At 31.2% G+C, this 21,098-nt stretch carries 17 protein-coding genes and 1 pseudogene; 16 read left to right on the top strand and 2 right to left on the bottom strand.

Features of this window, described 5'->3' with window-relative positions; all coding sequences use genetic code 11:
* From NY10_RS04590 to NY10_RS04530, 13 genes are all read left to right on the top strand, one after another.
* On the top strand, window positions 1-705 hold the full coding sequence (locus NY10_RS04590; RefSeq protein WP_058918859.1) for a CpsD/CapB family tyrosine-protein kinase: 705 nt from the start codon (window positions 1-3) through the stop codon (window positions 703-705).
* Window positions 706-710: 5 nt separating this feature from the next.
* A complete protein-coding gene (locus NY10_RS04585) occupies window positions 711-1,478 on the top strand; it encodes a tyrosine-protein phosphatase (RefSeq protein WP_058918858.1) in 768 nt (255 codons plus the stop codon).
* Between the two features lie 20 nt (window positions 1,479-1,498).
* On the top strand, window positions 1,499-3,385 hold the full coding sequence (locus tag NY10_RS04580; RefSeq protein ID WP_058918857.1) for a polysaccharide biosynthesis protein: 1,887 nt from the start codon (window positions 1,499-1,501) through the stop codon (window positions 3,383-3,385).
* Window positions 3,354-3,977, top strand: coding sequence for a sugar transferase (locus NY10_RS04575; RefSeq protein WP_058918856.1), 624 nt, complete (start codon window positions 3,354-3,356; stop codon window positions 3,975-3,977). The genes NY10_RS04580 and NY10_RS04575 overlap by 32 nt, the downstream gene beginning before the upstream one ends.
* Window positions 3,970-4,836 (top strand): NAD-dependent epimerase/dehydratase family protein, encoded by an 867-nt coding sequence (locus NY10_RS04570; RefSeq protein ID WP_058918855.1) that lies wholly within the window; start codon window positions 3,970-3,972, stop codon window positions 4,834-4,836. The genes NY10_RS04575 and NY10_RS04570 overlap by 8 nt, the downstream gene beginning before the upstream one ends.
* An 11-nt stretch (window positions 4,837-4,847) precedes the next feature.
* The gene (locus NY10_RS04565; protein ID WP_058918854.1) at window positions 4,848-6,092 is read left to right on the top strand and encodes a glycosyltransferase family 4 protein; all 1,245 of its coding nucleotides are present in this window, start codon (window positions 4,848-4,850) and stop codon (window positions 6,090-6,092) included.
* Window positions 6,085-7,131 (top strand): polysaccharide biosynthesis protein, encoded by a 1,047-nt coding sequence (locus tag NY10_RS04560; protein ID WP_058918853.1) that lies wholly within the window; start codon window positions 6,085-6,087, stop codon window positions 7,129-7,131. The genes NY10_RS04565 and NY10_RS04560 overlap by 8 nt, the downstream gene beginning before the upstream one ends.
* Window positions 7,106-8,215, top strand: a complete 1,110-nt coding sequence (locus NY10_RS04555) for a polysaccharide biosynthesis C-terminal domain-containing protein (RefSeq protein WP_058918852.1) — start codon at window positions 7,106-7,108, stop codon at window positions 8,213-8,215. Before NY10_RS04560 ends, NY10_RS04555 begins: the two co-directional genes overlap by 26 nt.
* A gap of 1 nt (window position 8,216) precedes the next feature.
* Window positions 8,217-9,341 carry a non-hydrolyzing UDP-N-acetylglucosamine 2-epimerase gene (gene wecB, locus NY10_RS04550; RefSeq protein WP_058918851.1) on the top strand — a complete coding sequence of 375 codons (1,125 nt, stop codon included), beginning with the start codon at window positions 8,217-8,219 and terminating at the stop codon, window positions 9,339-9,341.
* Between the two features lie 3 nt (window positions 9,342-9,344).
* Entirely contained in the window at window positions 9,345-10,559 is a 1,215-nt protein-coding gene (locus tag NY10_RS04545; RefSeq protein ID WP_058918850.1) for a glycosyltransferase, read from the top strand.
* A 13-nt stretch (window positions 10,560-10,572) separates the two neighbouring features.
* Complete coding sequence (locus tag NY10_RS04540; RefSeq protein WP_058918849.1) at window positions 10,573-11,691, top strand: EpsG family protein; 1,119 nt, start codon at window positions 10,573-10,575, stop codon at window positions 11,689-11,691.
* A 180-nt stretch (window positions 11,692-11,871) separates the two neighbouring features.
* On the top strand, window positions 11,872-12,825 hold the full coding sequence (locus NY10_RS04535) for a polysaccharide pyruvyl transferase family protein (RefSeq protein WP_058918848.1): 954 nt from the start codon (window positions 11,872-11,874) through the stop codon (window positions 12,823-12,825).
* 438 nt (window positions 12,826-13,263) lie between these two features.
* Window positions 13,264-14,370 (top strand): glycosyltransferase family 4 protein, encoded by a 1,107-nt coding sequence (locus NY10_RS04530; protein ID WP_058918847.1) that lies wholly within the window; start codon window positions 13,264-13,266, stop codon window positions 14,368-14,370.
* A 32-nt stretch (window positions 14,371-14,402) separates the two neighbouring features.
* On the opposite strand, the pseudogene NY10_RS12780 reads toward NY10_RS04530, so the two are convergent.
* Window positions 14,403-15,153: pseudogene (locus tag NY10_RS12780) on the bottom strand (IS30 family transposase); the annotation flags it as partial.
* A 375-nt stretch (window positions 15,154-15,528) separates the two neighbouring features.
* Here NY10_RS12780 and NY10_RS04525 point away from each other — a divergent pair.
* Entirely contained in the window at window positions 15,529-16,980 is a 1,452-nt protein-coding gene (locus tag NY10_RS04525) for an oligosaccharide flippase family protein (RefSeq protein WP_058918846.1), read from the top strand.
* A gap of 653 nt (window positions 16,981-17,633) precedes the next feature.
* Here the strand turns inward: NY10_RS04525 and NY10_RS04520 are convergent.
* Window positions 17,634-18,760 (bottom strand): IS3 family transposase gene (locus NY10_RS04520; RefSeq protein ID WP_156413270.1). Its coding sequence is split into 2 segments (ribosomal slippage): window positions 17,634-18,511 and window positions 18,511-18,760, totalling 1,128 coding nucleotides; the frame shifts between segments, so codons are not numbered across the junction.
* 263 nt (window positions 18,761-19,023) lie between these two features.
* Between NY10_RS04520 and NY10_RS04510 the strand changes: the two genes are divergently transcribed.
* Window positions 19,024-19,578 carry a lysozyme family protein gene (locus NY10_RS04510; RefSeq protein ID WP_058918844.1) on the top strand — a complete coding sequence of 185 codons (555 nt, stop codon included), beginning with the start codon at window positions 19,024-19,026 and terminating at the stop codon, window positions 19,576-19,578.
* A 241-nt stretch (window positions 19,579-19,819) separates the two neighbouring features.
* Window positions 19,820-20,662: a glucosaminidase domain-containing protein gene (locus tag NY10_RS04505; RefSeq protein ID WP_058918843.1), complete on the top strand. Its 843-nt coding sequence runs from the start codon at window positions 19,820-19,822 to the stop codon at window positions 20,660-20,662.
* Window positions 20,663-21,098: the final 436 nt, after the last annotated feature.

Below are 21,098 nucleotides of genomic sequence, written 5' to 3'. Positions count from 1 at the left end.
ATGTTTAAAAAGAAAACAAAAGAAACTAATGGCGAACGCCCTAGTTTAATTACGTTAACCAGACCAAGTTCGGTTATTGCAGAACAATTCAGAACCATTCGTACTAATATTCAATTTTCGATGATAGACCAAGATTTGAAAACGGTTGTGGTTACTTCTGCTGGACCGGGTGCTGGTAAGTCCACTATTTCTGCCAACTTAGCGGTAACATTTGCTTCCCAAGGGAAAAAAGTGTTATTGGTCGATGCGGATATGCGCAAACCAACTGTTCATAAAACGTTCCGTTTGCCTAATCATGATGGCTTAACAACCTTATTAACAGAAAAAGACGTAAACATAAGCGACATTGCACATCGAGCTCCAACTGAAGGGTTATTTATTATCACGAGCGGTGTTATTCCGCCAAATCCTTCTGAGCTATTAGCTTCCAAACGAATGGATAAATTAATGAATGAACTAGACCAAATTTTTGATTTGATTATCTTTGATATGCCACCTGTAGTAGCAGTAACAGATGCTCAAGTGATGGCTAGTAAAGTAGACGGTACTATTTTTGTGATTCCTAAAGGGTTGACCAATAAAGATATGGTATTAAAATCAAAAGACTTATTAGATAAAGTACATGCCAACGTGATTGGTGCGATTTTTAATCGTGTAGAAATGTCTGGCGATAACTATTATTATTACTATGGAGAGAAGGAGTAAATCAGATGATTGATTTGCATTGTCATATTTTACCCGGCATCGACGATGGTGCAAAAACAATGGATGATTCTTTAGCAATGGCTCATGCAGCTGTTGCTGAGGGAATTACTCACATTCTAGCAACGCCACACTATAAAAATGGGCGTTGGGATAATGAAAAAATCGATATACTAAGAGATGTAGAAAACCTTCAAAATGAATTAAACAATCGTGATATTCCGCTAACTGTTTTTCCCGGACAAGAAGTTCGCATTATAGGAGAGTTAATTGAAGATATTCAAAGAAATAAAATTCAGTTTATTGATGAAACTAACCAATACTTATTGATTGAGTTCCCGACAGCGACAATCCCCGCCTTTACGGACTCTTTATTTTTTAGTTTGCAAACAAAAGGCATTACTCCAATCATTGTCCATCCAGAACGCAACCACGCCATTTTAAATGATTCAAATAAATTATTAACTCTTATTGAAAAAGGAGCATTAGCTCAATTAACTGCTGGAAGTTATGTTGGAACTTTTGGGAAAAAAACCCAAAAACTTAGTAAGCAGTTGATTGAAGCCGGTTTAGTGCATTTTATTGCTTCTGACGCTCATAATGTCCAATCAAGAACTTTCCATTTGAAAGAAGCTTATGAAAAGCTTGAGAAAGAATTTGATAAGAAAAAAGTTCAACAATTTAAACAAACCACAAAAGATTTAATCAATGGAGAAATCATTGTCACAAATCCGCCTAAAGAGGTCAAGACCTCTAAATTCTTAGGATTATTTTAAAAGGAGGAGTGAAACTTAAAATGAGTAGAAAATTCAAAAAAATTATATTAATTGGGTACGATAGTTTTGCCATTATTGTTTCAAGCATTTTCGCGTACATCTTTTTAGATCCCTATATTGGGTTACCAGTAAGCTCATTTCTCTTGACTGTTGGAATGAGTTTAGTTCTTTATTTGATTTTAGCAGCGTATTTCAAGTTGTTTTCAAAAATCAATCGATATACCAGTATTCGTGAAGCGGTGGCGATTGTCGCTTGTATTACTGTAGCATTTTTTCTTGCTGCATTGTTTTCGGTAGCGTTGATGCAGGTAGTGAGTTTTCGATTTGTTTTATTAACGTACATATTCTCACTCGCTGGGATTGCAGGAAGCCGAGTCTTGTGGCGGATTTATAATGAACACCATTACCGCAAAATACATGGGCGTTCAATTGAAAAACAAAAACGCACGTTGATTGTCGGAGCCGGGAATGGTGGAAGTGTATTTATTCGTAGTTTAAAACGCAATATTAGTGATGTGAAAGTAATCGGTATTGTTGACGATGATGGGTCAAAACAAAAAATGTTACTGTATGATATTCCTGTTTTGGGGCAAATTGAAGATATCCCCGAATTAGTTAAAAAACAGCAAATCGAACAAATTACGATTGCTATTCCTTCACTAGCACCCAGTGAGTATGAGCGTATTTTAGATTTATGCAATGAAGCAGACGTTGAAGTTAATCAGATGCCATCGATTGAAGATGTATTGGAAGGAAAACTATCAGTTAGTCAATTTAGAGAAATTGATGTGGTAGATTTATTGGGACGTGACGAAGTACAGTTGGATATGCAACAGATTTCGACCAAACTAACTGGTAAAACCATATTAGTCAGTGGAGCAGGCGGCTCGATCGGTTCAGAAATTTGCCGTCAAATCGCCAAATTTTCACCAGCTAAATTAATATTATTAGGGCATGGAGAAAATTCTATTTATCTGATTGATAAAGAACTAAGCAATCTTTATAGAAATAAAATTGAAATCACTCCAGTAATTGCAGATATTCAAGACCGCGAACGCATTTTCCAAGTGATGGAAGAGCATAAACCAGATCGTGTTTATCATGCAGCAGCACATAAACATGTGCCGATGATGGAATATAATCCACGAGAAGCGGTTAAAAACAACATTTATGGTACGAAAAATATGGCTGAAGCAGCTAAAGCCGCTAATGTTGGTAGTTTTGTGATGATTTCAACCGATAAGGCGGTTAATCCTCCCAATGTCATGGGAGCTACTAAACGAGTAGCTGAAATGATCGTTACTGGTTTAAACGAACCAGGAAAAACAAAGTTTGCCGCAGTTCGTTTTGGAAATGTTTTAGGTAGTCGTGGAAGCGTCGTACCGTTATTTAAAGAACAAATTAGAAACGGTGGTCCAGTCACGGTCACGGATTTTCGCATGACTCGTTACTTTATGACGATACCAGAGGCTAGTCGACTGGTGATTCAAGCAGGAGCACTGGCGCAAGGTGGAGAAATATTTATTTTGGATATGGGAGAACCTGTTAAAATCTACGATTTAGCTAAGAAAGTTGTTAAGCTAAGTGGTTTTACTGAAATTGAAATTCAAATTAGTGAGACTGGCATTCGCCCAGGTGAGAAGTTATATGAAGAATTGCTTGTAGACAGTGAACAAACCGACCAGCAAGTCTATGAAAAAATATTTGTTGGAAAAGTAACCGATATTTCCTTAGCTAACGTTATGGAATTCGTTCATACATTAGAAGAATGCAGTAGTAAAGAACTGAAAGAGCGCTTGATTGGATTTGCAAACAAAGAAGCAAAAAATGCTGTTGTTCCTACTATCCAAGAAGAAGAGAAAGGAGTTTATGCTGATGTACCAGAAAGTGTTCAAACGAGTTATTGATGTCGTATTGGCACTACTCGGTCTAATCATTTTATCTCCTGTATTTTTACTCATTATTATAGCGATTAAAGTAGATTCAAAAGGATTAATTCTCTTTAAACAGAAAAGAGTTGGAAAGGATAAAAAGCTGTTTGATATCTATAAATTCAGAACAATGAAAGTAGACACACCTGATGATGCGCCAACTCATTTATTGAAGAATCCTGATTTTTTTATTACGAGAGTTGGAAAATATTTAAGGAAGACCAGCTTAGATGAGTTGCCGCAATTGATCAATATTCTAAAAGGTGAGATGAGTATTATTGGCCCAAGACCGGCTCTGTGGAATCAGTATGATTTAATAGAAGAAAGAGATATCTATTACGCTAATAACATTTATCCTGGATTAACAGGCTGGGCTCAAATTAATGGTCGGGATGAACTGCCTATCCAAAAGAAAGCGGCATTAGATGGAGAATACATAAAAAATATGAGTTTTCTATTTGACGTAAAATGTTTTATTGGCACGATTATAAGTGTCGTAAATTATGATGGAGTTGTTGAAGGTGGAACAGGGTCACTGAAGAATCGCGAGGCAATGAAAAATGACTAAAAAAATATTAATAACAGGTGAAAATAGTTATGTTGGAAATCAATTAGCAAATTGGTTAAATAAAGAACCTGAAAAATATGAAGTTGTGAAAAAATCTGTACGAGATACCAAATGGAAAAAAATAGACTTTTCGATCTTTGATGTGGTTGTTCATGTTGCTGGAATTGCCCATCAAGACACAAAAGCAGATCAAGAAGATTTATATTACAAAATCAATACAAACTTAACGATTGAATTGGCAACTAAGGCTAAAGCTGAAGGTGCCAAACAATTTATTTTCATGAGTAGTATGATTGTTTATGGTGCAAGCAGTAGAATTGGCGAATCAAAAGTAATCACAAGAGAAACGATACCTGAACCGATTAATTTTTACGGCAACAGCAAACTGCTAGCAGAAAAAGGAATACTCCCTTTACAATCCGAAAATTTTAATGTGGTTGCCTTACGACCGCCGATGATTTATGGAAAAGGATCAAAAGGGAACTATCCTTTATTAGCTAAATTTTCAAAAGTTTCACCTGTTTTTCCAGACATTGAGAATCAACGGAGCATGTTACATATTGATAATTTAACAGAATTTATTCGACTAATGATTGATAATGAAGAAAAAGGGACATACTTTCCTCAAAACGAAGAATATGTAAAAACAGCAGAAATGGTTCGGTTAATTGCAGAAGGAAATGGAAAAAGAATGAAACTTATTAGATTATTTAATTCAGTTTTATATAGTTTAGGTAAAAAATCGAATTTAATTAATAAGGTTTTTGGAAATTTTATATATGATTTGGAAATATCAGAGTATAAAGAAAAGTATAGAATCAGAAGCCTGAATGAATCAATAAGAGTTACGGAAAAATAGGGGGAATTTGGATGAAAAAACATATTTTAGTTATTTCTCAATACTTTTTTCCTGAACAATTTCGTATTAATGATATGTGCGAAGACTGGATATCACGTGGGTATAAGGTTACTGTAGTAACGGGAATACCTAATTATCCAAGCGGTAAATTTTTTAATGGTTATGGATTATTCACTAAAAATAGAGAAAACTATAAAGGAATAGAAATTGTTCGTTTGCCTATTGTACCTAGAGGAAATAACTCTATTATGTTAGTTTTAAATTATTTTTCTTTTGTAATTTCTGGCTTTTTTTGGCAATTATTCACGAAAGTTGAAGCAGACCAAGTATTTATATTCGAAGTCTCTCCTATGACGCAGGCTTTACCTGGCGTATGGTATGCTAAAAAACATCGACTACCTTGTTTCTTATATGTACAAGACTTATGGCCGGAAAATGTTGAAATTATTACTGGTATAAAAAACCAAACGATTATTAGCTCTATTGGTAAAATGGTTGATTATATTTACAAAAATTGTACAAAGATATTTACTACATCACAAAGTTTTAAAAAATCAATAAACGAACGTCAAGTTCCTATTGAAAAAATTGAATATTGGCCTCAATATGCAGAAGAATTTTATCAACCCTTGAAGGCTAAAGAAACGACTAAAAATTCAAAAAAAGAAAGATTTAATATTATATTTGCGGGAAATATAGGACATGCTCAAGGCTTAGATATCTTACCGAAGACTGCTAAAATCTTGAAGCAAGAAGTCAGTGAAAATAAAATTCATTTTAACATTATTGGAAGCGGAAGGTATAAAGAGACGCTTATTAAAACTGTGGATAATTATGGTGTAAGGGATATGTTTAATTTTATAGATAAACAACCTGCAGAGAAAATACCAGAGTTTATGGCAGATAATGATGCAGCATTTATTTGTTTAACAAGCAGTCCATTATTTAAAATGACCATACCTGCAAAATTACAGTCTTATATGGCCTGTGGAATTGCCATTATTGCTTCTGCTGGAGGAGAGACTAGTGAAATTATAGAAGAAGCGCATGCAGGTTTAACGGCTCCTCCAGGCGATGAAGAAAAACTTGCTGAAATTATTTTAACTATGGCAAACAAAACTGAGAATGAAGTCTTAGGATTAGGCAAAAACGCTAAAAAATATTCTGATTTCCATTTTAATAAAACCATCTTAATGAATCAAATGGAAAAAAAATTTGATAATTGTGAAGAATCGGAGGAATCATATAATGTTTAAAGACAAGACTTTGTTAATCACCGGCGGTACTGGATCGTTTGGCAACGCGGTATTAAAAAGATTTCTTGATAGTGAGATTAAGGAAATTCGTATTTTTTCAAGAGATGAAAAAAAACAAGATGATATGCGTAAAAAATACAATAATCCAAAAATTAAATTTTTTATTGGGGACGTACGAGATACTAATAGTGTTCGAAATGCTATGTACAACGTGGATTATGTATTTCATTCTGCAGCATTGAAGCAAGTCCCTTCATGCGAATTTTTCCCAATGGAAGCTGTTAAAACTAATGTTATTGGCACAGATAATGTTCTAAATGCTGCTATTGAAGCAAAGGTAAAAAAAGTGATTTGTTTGTCTACAGATAAAGCGGCGTATCCTATTAATGCGATGGGAACATCAAAAGCAATGATGGAAAAAGTTTTTGTAGCTAAGTCTCGTAATGTTGACCCAGAGCAAACTTTAATATGTGGTACAAGATATGGAAATGTTATGGCTTCACGTGGTAGCGTTATTCCCTTATTCATTGAACAATTAAAAACGGGAAAACCATTGACAGTGACTGAAGGCAGCATGACTCGTTTTATGATGAGTTTAGAAGAAGCTGTTGATTTAGTTATCTTTGCTTTTCAAAATGCAGTACAAGGGGACATTATGGTCCAAAAAGCACCAGCAAGTACAATTGATACTCTAGTAGCAGCATTACAAAACATATTTAATACTAATGTGCCTGTTGAAGTCATTGGAATTAGACATGGTGAAAAGATGTATGAGTCTTTGCTAACAAAAGAAGAAGCTGCACATGCCATTGACATGGGAGGATTTTATCGCGTTCCATCTGACAAAAGAGACTTAAATTATAGCAAATTTTTTGAAGAAGGAAATACAGAAGCTGTACATATTAAGGAATACAATTCTGATAATACCCAGCAACTTACAGTAGATGAACTGGTCGAAAAATTGGTGAAATTAGATTATATCCAAGATGAATTAGTTAAATGGGGGATCTATAGTGAAAATACTAGTAACCGGAGCTAAAGGTTTCATTGGGAAAAATTTAGTAGCTGAATTAAACAATTTAGGGTATGAAGATATATTTCAGTTTAATAGAGATACGGACTGGGACTTGCTAGATAAATATACTAATGAATGTGATTTTGTATTTCATCTTGCTGGAGTAAATAGACCAAGAAAAGAAGAAGAGTTTATGGAAGGAAATGCTAATTTTACATCTCAACTACTTGAGCTTTTGAAAAAAAATAATAATAAAGCTCCTATTTTAATTACTTCCTCTATCCAAGCTGAACAGGATAATCATTATGGAAAAAGCAAACGAGTTGGTGAAGAATTAGTGTCTAATCATGAGCAACAAACAGGAGCTAAAGTATATGTGTATCGATTACCAAACGTTTTTGGTAAATGGAGTAAGCCAAATTACAACACAGTAGTAGCAACATATTGTTACAATATTGCGAGGAATATGGACATACAAGTCAATGATCCAAATGCACAATTAATACTTTGCTATATTGATGATGTAATAAAAGAGTTTACCTCTGTTTTAAGCAAACAAGTAGTTCGTGAAAATAAGTTTCATAGAATATCTAAAGAATACTATATTACGTTAGGAAACCTTGCCGAAACAATTAAAAGCTTTAAAGAAAGTCGCAACGACTTAATGGTTCCTGATATGGAAAATGAGTTGATTAAAAAATTATACAGTACTTATTTAAGCTTTTTGCCAGAAAATGAATTCTCTTATAATTTAAAAATGAATATAGATCAACGAGGTTCCTTTACAGAGTTTATAAAGACACCAAATAGAGGGCAAGTTTCAATTAATGTTTCAAAACCCAATATTACTAAAGGAAACCACTGGCACCATACTAAAAACGAAAAATTCTTAGTGGTTAGTGGTAAGGGACAAATTCGTTTTAGAAATATTGATTCAGATGAAATCATTGAATATAACGTTACAGGAGAAAAATTAGAAGTAGTTGATATACCTACTGGTTATACACATTCGATTGTTAATATTGGTGAAACTGATTTAGTGACTGTAATGTGGGCAAATGAATTGTTTGATAAAGATAATCCTGATACTTATTATGTGGAGGTTTAAGATGAAAAAATTAAAAGTAATGACTGTAGTGGGAACAAGACCTGAAATTATTCGTTTATCTGCAGTTATCAATAAACTAGAAGAATCAGAAGCGATTGAGCATGTTTTAGTGCATACAGGTCAGAATTATGATTATGAACTAAATGAGGTGTTTTTTGAAGATTTTCATTTGAGAAAACCCGATTATTTTTTAAATGCTGCAACAGGAACAGCAGTGGAAACGATTGGGAATATTTTAATTAAAGTAGACCCAGTTATGGAAGAAATACAACCAGATGCCATTTTAGTTTTAGGCGATACAAACAGTTGTTTATGTGCTATTGCGGCAAAAAGAAGGCAGATACCTATCTTTCACATGGAAGCTGGAAACAGATGTTTTGATCAAAGAGTTCCAGAAGAAACTAACAGAAAAATTGTGGACCATACAGCAGATATTAACTTAACATACAGTGATATTGCACGAGAGTATTTGTTAGCAGAAGGATTACCTGCTGATCGTATAATTAAAACAGGTAGTCCAATGTATGAAGTGCTAAATTCTAGAAAAGAAAGTATTGAAAATTCTAATATCTTAGAAAAATTAAATTTAAAAGAAAATGAATATTTTGTTGTTTCAGCTCATCGGGAAGAAAATATTAGCTCTGAAGAAAATTTTATGGATTTAGTTGATACCTTAAATGTAATAGCAGAAAAATACAATTATCCTGTTATTGTTAGCACACATCCGAGAACTAAAAAAATGATTGAAGCAAAGAATGTAAGTTTTAATGATAATATTCGTTTAATAAAACCACTTGGTTTTAATGATTATAATAAACTTCAACTAGCTGCTAAAGCTGTTTTAAGTGATAGTGGAACAATTAGCGAAGAATCTTCTATACTTGGGTTTAAGGCAATAAATATACGTCAAGCGCATGAAAGACCGGAAGCCATGGAAGAAGCATCTGTTATGATGGTTGGTTTAAAGAAAGAAAGGATTTTGCAAGCTTTAAATATATTAGAAAATCAACAAATAAATACATTAAGAAAAGTAACGGATTATAGTATGCCTAATGTTTCAGAAAAAATATTAAGAATTATATTAAGTTATACAGACTACATAAACAGAGTCGTTTGGAGGAAATAACTGATGAAAGTTCTTCAAATTAATAGTGTATGCGGTTATGGAAGTACTGGTAGAATTGCTACTGATTTGTATAATATACTTGAAAAGAATGGGCATGAATGTTGTATTGCATATGGAAGAGGAAGCGCACCAAAAGGATATAATACAATAAAAATAGGAAATAAATTTGATTTTTATTCACATGTATTGAAAACAAGATTATTTGATCTGCATGGTTTCGGATCAAAAAGAGCAACAAGAAAACTTATTGAACAAATAAAAGAATATAAACCGGATATAATTCATCTACATAATCTTCATGGGTACTATCTAAATATCGAAGTTTTATTTAACTATCTAGCAACTATAGATATACCTATAATCTGGTTATTGCATGATGCTTGGTCAATGTCTGGGCATAGTGCACATTTTGACTTAGATTCTGATGATAATATACCTAAAAATAATACAAAGAAATTCCAAAAATTTGAATATCCTAAATCTTATGTATTTGATAATTCAAAAAAAAACTTTTTAAAGAAAAAAAAGTTATTCACGCAAGTAAAGGATCTGACAATTATAGTTCCATCTAATTGGTTAGCTGAGATTGTAAAAAAATCTTTTTTATCATTATACGATGTGAAAGTAATCCATAATGGAATAGATTTATCAAAGTTTAAAATTACTCCTAGTAACTTTAAAAAGGATAACGGTTTAGCTAATGAAAAAATAATATTAGGGGTAGCTAGTGTATGGAATGATAAGAAAGGGTTGAATTATTTTAACAAACTTGCACAAAACTTGGATGATAAGTTTAAAATTGTATTAGTTGGAATCAACAAAAAACAAATGAAAAAATTAGATAAAAACATTCTCGCAATTTCTAGAACAGAAAATATCAAAAAATTAGCTGAAATATACACATCTGCTGACGTATTTGTTAATCCTACAATAGAAGACAACTTTCCTACTACTATTCTAGAATCACTAGCCTGTGGAACTCCAGTAATAACTTTTGATACTGGTGGGAGTGCAGAGTCTTTGGATGAAAACGTAGGTACTATAATAGAAAAAGAAAATTTTAATAAATTAATTAAAGCTATAGAAAATTTTGACTATGAATATGATTATTTGAATTCGTGTTTAAAAAGAGCTCAAGTATTTGACAGAGACAAAGTATACGATAAGTATAACTCTTACTATAATCAATTAATTCTAAAAAGTAAATTTATAAGTTAGAAGGGGAAAATCTATGTATTACTTGATATACCTATATGGTCTTTTAGGGTCATTAAAAAGTAAAAAAAACAAGTTTTTTTTTATTACTTTTTTACTTATTTTAATTATTCTTTCTTTTGTTAGATATGGGATTGGCCCCGATTACTTTAGCTACAATTTTTTATATGAAAGATTAAGCATAAGTCCAATTCAAGAATTTAAATATGGAATTGATAATCAAGAGATTTTATTCAGAGTACTCGGCAGTACTTTGAAAAATATAGGATTATCATATCAACAGTATTTGGGAACATTAGCAATCATAAGTTTGTATTTTATTACAAAAACTTGTTGGAAATTTAGTCATAAACCATATATGTCTTTGTTTTTATACTATTCTTTTTTTTATTTCGTTTGGACATTCAGTGGATTAAGACAGGGATTAACAATATCTATAGGCATGTATTACTTTCTGAAGTTTAAAAGTGAAAATAAAAATATTAAATTCTTCATAATGATTATAATATTATCTCAAATACATTATTCAATTATAGTTTTAATTCCTTTGTACTATCTTAGCAATATCAACTGGAGCAAAAAGGGGTTAACAAACCTGAGTGCTGTTAGTATATTTATTTCATTATTACCAATTGGAAAAGTAATTCCCTTAATTTCAGGTATACCAGTTATAAATAGAATCGTACCCTATGTTAATGTGAATTATTCTATATTAAATGTCTTTGATTTTCAAAGTTTTGCAAGAATATTTTTTTTAATTATGGGCATTTGGTATTATGATCAATTTACTAAAATTAATTATAAATCCAAAATAATAATGAATACATATATATTAAGTATTGATATATATTTTATATTGAAATTTTCAGAAACTACAGCATCAAGACTTTCTATTTATGGTTTTTATTTATTAATCTTAATATTGCCGAATATATATAGTTTATATAATAAGAAAAAAAATAAGATTATTTTTCAACTTTTAATCATTCTTTTAACATCTACTTACTTCTTAAAAGAAATTATTACTATGGGATCAAATGCAGGAATTTATAGTGAAAATTTTTATGTTCCGTATACTAATATATATAATAAAGATGATTACGTTTTTAAAAGTAGATATTTAGACTTAGAATAATATCCAAAGTATTCTATATGTAAACAAAAAATATAATTTATATTATTTATCATTGATTTCACTTTTTTATTTTTTCTTGTTTAATAATAAATTCTTTTGAATTTTATTTAATAGTAACCTAAAATTAGTATCTAGTTGTTAATGAAAAATAAGTTATTTAATAAAAGGGGTAATATAATAATGAAAAAAGCAGTTTTATACAGTCCAGGAATTTCATCGATGAATATAGGAGATGAAATAATTGCAGAGTCTGCAAAAGAAAATCTTTCTTTTGTTCTTAAAAATACATTTCCAATTGAAATATCTACCCATTTACCATTATCATATTATTATATGAGACATTTTAAAAATGCCGAGTATAAATTTGTGCTTGGAAGCAATTTACTCAAATCTACAATTTTTGGATTTAAGAAACAATGGGACATCAATTTACGTATGGCTAAAATCACCGGTCCAGTTGTTTTAGTAGGAGTAGGTTGGTGGCAATACAATAATGAGCCAAACTTATATACTAAGCTTTTGTTAAAAACTATTTTATCAAAACAGTATATTCATAGCGTTAGAGATGAATATACACTTAATATGCTTAAAAGTATTGGTATTACTAATGTAGTAAATACGGCTTGTTCAACTATGTGGAAGTTAGATAAAGATCATTGCATGTCAATAAAGTCTCAAAAATCATCAAAAGTAGTTTTTACTTTAACTGATTATAACAAAAATATTGAAAAAGACACTATACTTGTAAAAAAATTATGTGAGATATACTCGGAAGTTTTTTATTGGCCACAGGGAATGGAAGATTTAGAGTATATAAATGCTCTAGATGTTGATCTTAAAGGAATAACAATATTACAACCTACCTTAAATTCTTTTAATGATATATTAGATTCTAACGATATAGATTACGTAGGAACAAGACTTCATGGTGGAATAAGAGCTCTTCAAAAAAAAGTTAGAACTCTAATTATCGCTATAGATAATAGGGCAATAGAAAAACATAAAACTTTTAATTTGCCAATTTTAAATAGAGATGAGATTGACAAGCTAAACGACATTCTTAATGAAGATATCTATACAGATATTCGAATTCCTGAAGAAAATATTAAGCTTTGGAAAAGTCAATTTGAGTGATGTTCCTCTTTGGTCGTCGGTCTAATTTTTGAAAATTATAGAGTTCAAAATTAACTTAACTAATCGTTTAAATAATGAATAAATAATTTCCTGTTTAATATTATAAAGATTACATTAAAGTATTTATAAGTTAAAAATTTCTTATCAATTTAAAGGACTGTTATTTTTAAATAATATAAAGTTTAGAAATGAAATGGGAAATAACAAACATTAGGAGAGCTGTTATTTTAAATAAACTTAATCATCAGAAAGAGTGATGAGCAATGATATAGTTTGTGTTGTTGTTGATAGAAAATTATCTTCTTAAATATTCTATAATGTTATAAAATATGGAATGTTTAAGAAGTTTTATATAAAATGTTTTATAGATTAAATTAATTATTTGAAATAAACTTAAAATGTATTTTATCAATGACTTTTGAATTGGGAGTGTAAATTGTGAAGATTCTGTTTACAAAAAGTGGTTCATCACCATATAGAGTAGATTTTTATAATGAATTAGGCAAGCATATAGAGTTAGATGTTTTGTATGAATATAGAATTGCGTTTGATAGAGATAAATCTTGGAGTTTAAAAAAAGCACATAATTTTAAAGAATATTTTCTTAAAAGTTTTCATTTATTTGGGAGCAAAGTAATTTCGTTTGGATTTACTAAATATTTAAAAAAAGATTATGATGTAATAATTGTGGGAGAATATAATACGTTAACAGGTAGATTAATAACGTTGTTTCTAAGTATTAAGAAAATTCCATTCGCTTTGAATATTGATGGCGGATATATAAAAAATGATAATTGGTTAAAAAAGAAAATTAAAACTTTTTTCATTTCAAAAGCTACATGGTGGTTAAGCCCAAGTGTAGAATCAGATAGCTACTTGAAATATTATGGTGCAAATGAAAATAACATTCATAGATATCCTTTTACATCTGTTTTCGAGAGAGAAATCTTAAAAGATATACTTAGTGTAAAAGAAAAAGATGATATCAAGAGTCGTTTAGGTATTGCAGAACAAAAAGTTATTATAACTGTTGGACGGTTTATAAAAAGTAAAGGTTTTGATATACTATTAAAAGCTTTTTCTCAAGTAGATTCTGAAACTGGTCTTTATATTGTTGGAGGAGAGCCAACAGAGGAATACCTTGAATTAATTAAAGAGTATAATTTAAAGAATGTACATTTTATAGAATTCTTAAATAAAGATGAACTAGCAAACTACTATAAAGCAGCTGACTTATTTGTATTGCCAACAAGAAAAGATGTCTGGGGTTTAGTCATAAATGAAGCAATGGCTTTCGGACTTCCAATAATTACTACCGATAAATGTGTTGCTGGAATGGAATTAGTAGAAAATAAAGGAAATGGTTTTATTATACCAATAGAAGACCAAAATGAATTATCAAAAAAAATGAATGTCATATTATCTGATAATAAACTTAGAAATAAAATGGCTTTAAATAGTCTGAAAAAAATAAAACAATTTACTATAGAAGAAATGGCAAAAGCACATCTAACATTTTTTAATAAAATAGTTAAGAACAAATAGTTTTTTTTAGAAATGATATATAATTTCTTTTGTCAAACTAATTTAGACAGTTTCCACTCATTAATATAATCCAAAAATAATTCAAGCGATGTTTGATACTGAGAAAAAACTCTGGGGGTTTTTTTCTTATCGAAGTTACTCCAGAAACAAAGGATTGATCCACTTGGTTAAAATCCGTTTTTTTGGCAAACTGTCTTTTCGAATTAGTCCATTGGAATGCTCATTTAAAGCTCGTTGAGGTGGCGTTCCTGGATCAGCAAAGTAGATAGCCAAATTACTTTGATACTGGCGGTTTTCCAGAATCAAAAGTGATTGATTTGAAGAGTTTTTTTGAAATAAAGCGGAGCCAGTTGTTTATAGCTGCTTCAATATCTTGTGCTTTTCGTCCGTTGGACTTCAAGGCAATAATGGCTTTTGTCAGACGTTCAAAGAGTGTGAGCACTGCATGTTTATGATGAATTCTAACGATTGAGTCACCCTCTAGGTGATCAAACTTTTTTTGAAAAGAGGATAATCATTTAGTCTTTCGGATATATTCCGTTTGAAAGCCTATTTCCCACGTTTTCCTTTCATTGGAAGAGTTGCTTGATTGAAAATCCCTTTCCCGAACTGTCGATATAATATACGTACGGAACAAGAAATTGGTCTTTCAGCACGACCCAATGATCACATCTGGGGCTATCCTTGAGAAACTTTCATTTAAATGTATTCTAATTAGTTATGTGGTAAAGAAATAGAGTGCCTACCACAACGTTTCTTGTTTTGTCTCCGTTTTATTGAGTATTACATATCTATTGAGCTTATATTTTCTTTTCCTTAACTTTTTTTGAAGCTCCGATAGAAAAACTAGTACAAGTTCATCGTGAAATATTTATAATGGCGATTTCATATGTATAGTAAAACCAGAAAATATCAGCCAAAAACGTTATTTTTTAACATTATATTAAATATAATGTTAAATGCAGGTATCTCTTGAAAAGCAATCATTTTAACCAATTGACGAGAATATAAAAATGCGCTTACAATATTTTCAACATATGCTTTGTGTTAAAAAAATAAGTTGTACTATTAAAAATCCAAAAAAATTTTCTTGATAAGAAATTAAGTGCTAATACTTACTATGTCATTGAAATAAATATTACTTGTAAGGGGAATAATATGGGAGATAATTTTGGAGGGCTCAATAAAAAAAAGCTGAAAAACAATATAATTTACAGTGGATTATATCAAGTTTTAATAATGATTGTACCAGTAATTACTACACCTTATATAACTCGTATATTTAGCATAAGTCAAATGGGACAATATGGTCTTGCGGCTAGTATTTCTGGTTTTTTTGTGATAGTTGCAAATTTTGGTTTGTCGGTATATGGCAGTCGAGAAATTGCAAAAACTAAAAATATAGAAGAAAGAACAAAATTGTTTTCTGAATTATGGATAATGCAATTTATATGTTCAATTGTATCTTTTATAACATATATAATTATATTTGTCTTTTTTATAGAACTTGGGAATAAAAAACTATTTTACATCCATTCATTTTTAATCTTAGTAAACATACTAGATATTTCTTGGTTTTATATCGGTATTGAAGAAATAAAAAAGACTATATTGAGAAATTTCTTTATGAAATTTTTTACAACTTTCTGCATTTTTATTTTTATAAATAAGAATACTGAACTAGTTTTATATTCTTTTATTAATATTTTTGGTATTTTTCTTGGAAATATATCTTTACTTTTTCCTTTAAAAAACTTTATAAATATAAAATATCTAGGTTTAAAAATAAAAAAAGAATCTTTTAAAGAATCTTTTAAACTTTTACTTCCAACTTTGTTGAAATCATCATATAGTTCCATAGATAGGTCGTTACTTAGATCTCTTTCTGGTGTAAGTTCAAGTGTTGGTATATATGACCAAGGAATAAAAATTATAAATTTAGTGTTTTCTGTTATTAATTCTTCACTGAATGCTCTAATGCCAAGAATGTCATCTCATGTTTCAAGAAAAGAATTCAAAGAAATCGATTTTTATATTGAAAAAGCAATTAAGGTATGTAACGTTTTTTCAATAGTAATTATTACAGGGATTTTTTCTGTTTCAGATTATTTTGTGTTATTTTTTTATGGAAATGGTTATGAAAGTGTAAGCACTGTTATAAAAATTACAAGCATATCTTTTATTGTAATGCCGATGAGTATTTTTTTTGCAAATGGGTTATTGATTCCTTTAAAGAAAGATAATCATTACTCTTTTTCAATTATATTTATGATAATTATTGGGATATTCTTTAATATTTTATTAGATTCTAGTTTTTCTTTTATCGGCGCCTCTATTGCTTACGTTGCCTCAGAAGTAATTGGTTTTATATATAGACTATATTCAATAAGAAGATATGTTTCAATAACAAAAATTATTAAATATCTTACATATACTGTCAGTGTTATATGTATTTCTTTACTTTTTGTATTATATTTTAAAAAAGTTATATTAATTAATAGTTCAATTTTATCATTTATTTCATTTGGATTTATTGGTCTGATTGCTAATGTATTCATATTACTTTTAACTGTATTTACAATTAAATTATCGGCAAAGTGTCGTGTCTAACAAAAAATTGTTAAGTTATATACTAGGTAGTATAAAGTTATAAATTATAGTATTAACTTTTGTTAAACAAAAGTATTAGTTATTGCCAGTAGAGTAAATTGATTCTCTTTAAAGTTAGAATGATTCTCCTTGGGGCAAACTAAAATTTCCATTCTTCTAGTCATAAATCAGAAATAAATTTCTTTTTTATAATGCTGTCTGCCTCGATCAACGATTAGTTGATTAGACAAGACTATTGTTAATTGCTCAAAATTTTCTATAATTGGTGAATTTCGGAAAAGTTTTATCGAATATTAGAGTACTATCAAGAAAGTAAACAAAAATGGTTTGAAAAATAAACCCAAAAACCAAGATCGAAATACCATTGGCAAGGAATCTAAAAATATAAGGTGCCTATTTGACCGAGTTATCAAGAAGCAAGACTGGTGCTTTTACGAGCAATGGATTATTTTACACTGGCTATGGAGTAATTCATATTTGTTTGGTGAAAAGTAATCTAGGTTTGAGTGCCGGTTTCTTTCATTACAGAAGGCAGAGATATATCCATTAACAGCTTCAAACTATTTAAATGTGTTAGGGAATGAAAAAGGCATCAACTTTTCTTTGACGCTTACCGAAGCTTTAAAAGAAAAATTTGGATAGGCAACACTTTGTTAGACAGATTTTATAAGGTGCTTCATTTTATACTCTTCAGGCGTCAAATAATTTAAGGTTCCATGTATTCGAATCGTATTGTACCAATGGACGTAGTCCATTAACCCCGTTTGTAAACTGACTAAGTTCTCAAAGTGCTGATTTCTAACAAACTCTGTCTTAAAAACTTTAAACATGGCTTCTGCAACAGCGTTATCATAAGGCGTTCCTTTATTACTTAACGATCGTTGAATAGAAAACGCAGTTAAAACATCATCAATTAAACGATTATCGAACTCATTTCCGCGGTCTGTATGAAATACCTTGATATTGGTCAAATCTGTCTTGATCGTCGCTAAAGCTTGGTAAACGAGCTGTGCATCCTTTCGGTTGCCTGCACTATAACCAATGATTTCACGGTTAAATAAATCAACAAACAGGCAAACGTAATTCCATTGGCCACCCACTCTAACATAAGTTAAATCACTAACGACAACTCTTAATGGTTCCTTTTGGTTAAATTCACGGTTCAAATGATTCATGATTTTCGCTTCATTTGTTGGTGTTTTCTGTGGCTTAAACTGAGCAATAGTGTAAGAAGATACTAAACCATTTTCTTTCATAATTCTTCCAATTCTACGTCTAGATAATAGGATTTTCTTCTTTAAAAGTTCGACTTTAATTTTTCTGGTTCCATAGTTCTCACGACTATCTCGAAAAATTTTTATAACAACTTCTGTATAGAGGTCTTGTTTCTTTTCTCGGTTCTGTTTTAAAAGGTAATAATAGGTACTCCTTGGAACAGATAAAACCTGGCACATCGCTGATACGGCATACTTATGGGCATTATTCTTTATGACTAGGACTTTCGTCCAAATATCAGCGCTGCTTGCTTTAAAATATCATTTTCCATTTCCAATTGAGCATTTCGTTTCCTTAACTTTTCTAACTCAAGCTCTTCAGGTGTCTTATTGTCTTTTTCTCTAAATGATCCTGATTCGGAATTCTGTTTAACCCATTTGTCAAAGGCCGAAGGCGTTAGATCATATTCTGCTAAAATTTCTTTTCTGGATTTGCCTGTATTGTGGAGTAAAACAATTTGTTTTTTAAATTCTTCTGAATAGGCCCTTCTTGGTCTTCTAGTCATTATAAAAATCTCCTTTTTAGTTTCTATTGATTCTAATTCTAGAGACCTTATAATAATTGTCCAGTTAAGTGTAACCTATCCAATTAGGCGTTTGAATTCGTTAGAGGACGTAAGTAATAAGTAACCACACGTCCTCTTTTCTTCTATGCGCACTAACAAAGCGTTTATCTTAATAATGAAAGGTAACGGATCGGTTCGTATTCTAACAAAGATCAAATTGTGTTAGAATAGAGTCTATTGAAAAAGCAAGGCTGGTGAGATAGTTGGAGCAAAAGAGCGGAAAAGGTTGGTTAAAAAAAGCACTCATTCTTTTGAGTTCTATACTTGGGGCGATTGCTTTATTTTCCGTACTGTTTTTTTACCTTGGCACTATTCCGCTAGCTGTCCAAGTTTGGGAGCCGCTTGTTAAAGAAGAATTGAAAAAATATGATTTGGAAGAGTATACTCCGGTTGTGCTTGCTATTCTTGCACAAGAATCAGGCGGAAGAAACTTGGATGTGATGCAATCGAGTGAATCGATCGAGCTGCCGCCCAATACAATTAAAAGCCCAGTCCGCAGCATCAAAACGGGTGTCGATTATTTTCAGCAGAGCATTGAGCGGATGGAACAAACCGATGTTGACTTGGATACGGCCATTCAAAGCTATAACTATGGCTTAGGATACATTGATTACATCAAAGAAAACGGTGGAAAGCACACTTCAGAACTAGCAGAACAGTTCTCCAAAGATTGGGCAGAAAAAATGGACTGGTCTAGTTATGGTGATATTGAATATGTTTACAGGGTTAATCAGTATAGAAAGAATATAACTAAATAGATGATGGAGGAACCTTTACTATAATAAGATAAAGGTTCCTTTTTTGTTTTAAGTGAAAGATGGCAGTATTTAACTAATCATCTTTATCGTATTTTTTGTTAGTGTACTGATGCTATTAAATAAAACAATAATTTATTAAAAATTTGGGCAGTTGAGTTTTCAGGGGTTACAGGTGTAGTGTTGTTTGTCGTTATTATCATAGTATTTGGTTTATTAAAGAATCAAAAGGAGGAGTTTTATAATGAGTGTACAAACAGAAAACTTTATCAACAAAGTAAAAGGAGGGGCTGCAGCATTGTGGCCCGTCTATAAAGTTCTACCATCAGTGGCCATTGCTCAAGCTGCTCTAGAATCAGCGTGGGGTACGTCTGGTCTTGCTGCTAATCACAATAATTTGTTTGGCATCAAAGGCAGCTATGGCGGGAATGCGGCGAACATGGCTACTTGGGAGGTGTATGGCGGTATAACCTATAATATTACCGCTAATTTTAGATCCTATCCTGACTGGGCAACTTCGGTTAAAGACTACGGCGTGTTTCTAAATGTAAACAGCCACTATAAAAAAGCTTTAGGTTTAACGGATTACAAAAAGCAGATTAAAGCCATTCACGAAGCCGGCTATGCTACAGATCCGCATTATCAAACTAAAATTATTTCTATTATTGAAGCAAACGATTTGGCAAAATTTGATAAACAAGTATTAAGTGGTGCAGCCGTTGCTCCTAGCAAACCGTCATCAGTACCGTCCAAACCAGCAAACAATAAAATCACTGGTGACAGCTACAGTGTTAAGTTGGGAGACACATTGTCAGCGATTTCTAACCGAAGCGGCGTGAGCATAGATAATTTAGTTAAGTGGAACGGCATTAAAAATAAAAACATCATCAATGTTGGCCAAGTATTGAAGCTTAAAGCACCTGCTGTAAAACCGGCTACTTCAACGAATAAAACATATACCGTTAAATCAGGCGATACTCTAAGTGGAATTGCATTGAAATTGGGATCAACCGTTAAGAAGCTGCAAGACAAAAATGGCATTAAAGATGCTAATAAAATTTACATCGGACAAAAAATAAACTACTAGCATAACTAGCCCTATCTCATTAAGAGATAGGGTTAATTTTTTGCAAATTTTTTTATTATGTTCTAATTGAACTATTTTAATCATGAAAAACTTGTTAAGGTAGATAAAAGTAGATTGCATACCTTATCTCATAAGCAAAGCAATGGTGAAAGTCCGCAAACACCTTTTAAATACCGGAACAATGAAACTTTATTCTACTTAAGGTGCTTAAATCAACTATTGAGAGATTTTAATCGTTTTGTGCATTTTGGCTGCGCCGAAATGGTCTGACTTAAGGTTATTAAAACTGTTGCGTGCCTTAACAAGGATGCAGCAACAGAGTTAGGTCACGGTAAACTTCTTTCCGTGACCTAATAGGTTACGATTCCTCTTCTTGGGTCACGCAAAACCTATTTAAGTGCCTTAAAGATTAGAATTCTCTATCTTTAGGTCGCAC

Source organism: Carnobacterium sp. CP1, assembly GCF_001483965.1.
GTDB lineage: Bacteria > Bacillota > Bacilli > Lactobacillales > Carnobacteriaceae > Carnobacterium_A > Carnobacterium_A antarcticum.
The sequence above is the reverse complement of the archived record's forward strand: the minus strand, read 5'-3'. Positions and strand labels throughout refer to the sequence as shown.

Bases quoted from the DNA above. Each gene is read 5' to 3' on its own strand.
- NY10_RS04590 (WP_058918859.1), top strand. From the start codon at position 1: ATGTTTAAAAAGAAAACAAAAGAAACTAATGGCGAACGCCCTAGTTTA.
- NY10_RS04585 (WP_058918858.1), top strand. From the start codon at position 711: ATGATTGATTTGCATTGTCATATTTTACCCGGCATCGACGATGGTGCA.
- NY10_RS04580 (WP_058918857.1), top strand. From the start codon at position 1,499: ATGAGTAGAAAATTCAAAAAAATTATATTAATTGGGTACGATAGTTTT.
- NY10_RS04575 (WP_058918856.1), top strand. From the start codon at position 3,354: ATGTACCAGAAAGTGTTCAAACGAGTTATTGATGTCGTATTGGCACTA.
- NY10_RS04570 (WP_058918855.1), top strand. From the start codon at position 3,970: ATGACTAAAAAAATATTAATAACAGGTGAAAATAGTTATGTTGGAAAT.
- NY10_RS04565 (WP_058918854.1), top strand. From the start codon at position 4,848: ATGAAAAAACATATTTTAGTTATTTCTCAATACTTTTTTCCTGAACAA.
- NY10_RS04560 (WP_058918853.1), top strand. From the start codon at position 6,085: ATGTTTAAAGACAAGACTTTGTTAATCACCGGCGGTACTGGATCGTTT.
- wecB (WP_058918851.1), top strand. From the start codon at position 8,217: ATGAAAAAATTAAAAGTAATGACTGTAGTGGGAACAAGACCTGAAATT.
- NY10_RS04545 (WP_058918850.1), top strand. From the start codon at position 9,345: ATGAAAGTTCTTCAAATTAATAGTGTATGCGGTTATGGAAGTACTGGT.
- NY10_RS04540 (WP_058918849.1), top strand. From the start codon at position 10,573: ATGTATTACTTGATATACCTATATGGTCTTTTAGGGTCATTAAAAAGT.
- NY10_RS04535 (WP_058918848.1), top strand. From the start codon at position 11,872: ATGAAAAAAGCAGTTTTATACAGTCCAGGAATTTCATCGATGAATATA.
- NY10_RS04525 (WP_058918846.1), top strand. From the start codon at position 15,529: ATGGGAGATAATTTTGGAGGGCTCAATAAAAAAAAGCTGAAAAACAAT.
- NY10_RS04505 (WP_058918843.1), top strand. From the start codon at position 19,820: ATGAGTGTACAAACAGAAAACTTTATCAACAAAGTAAAAGGAGGGGCT.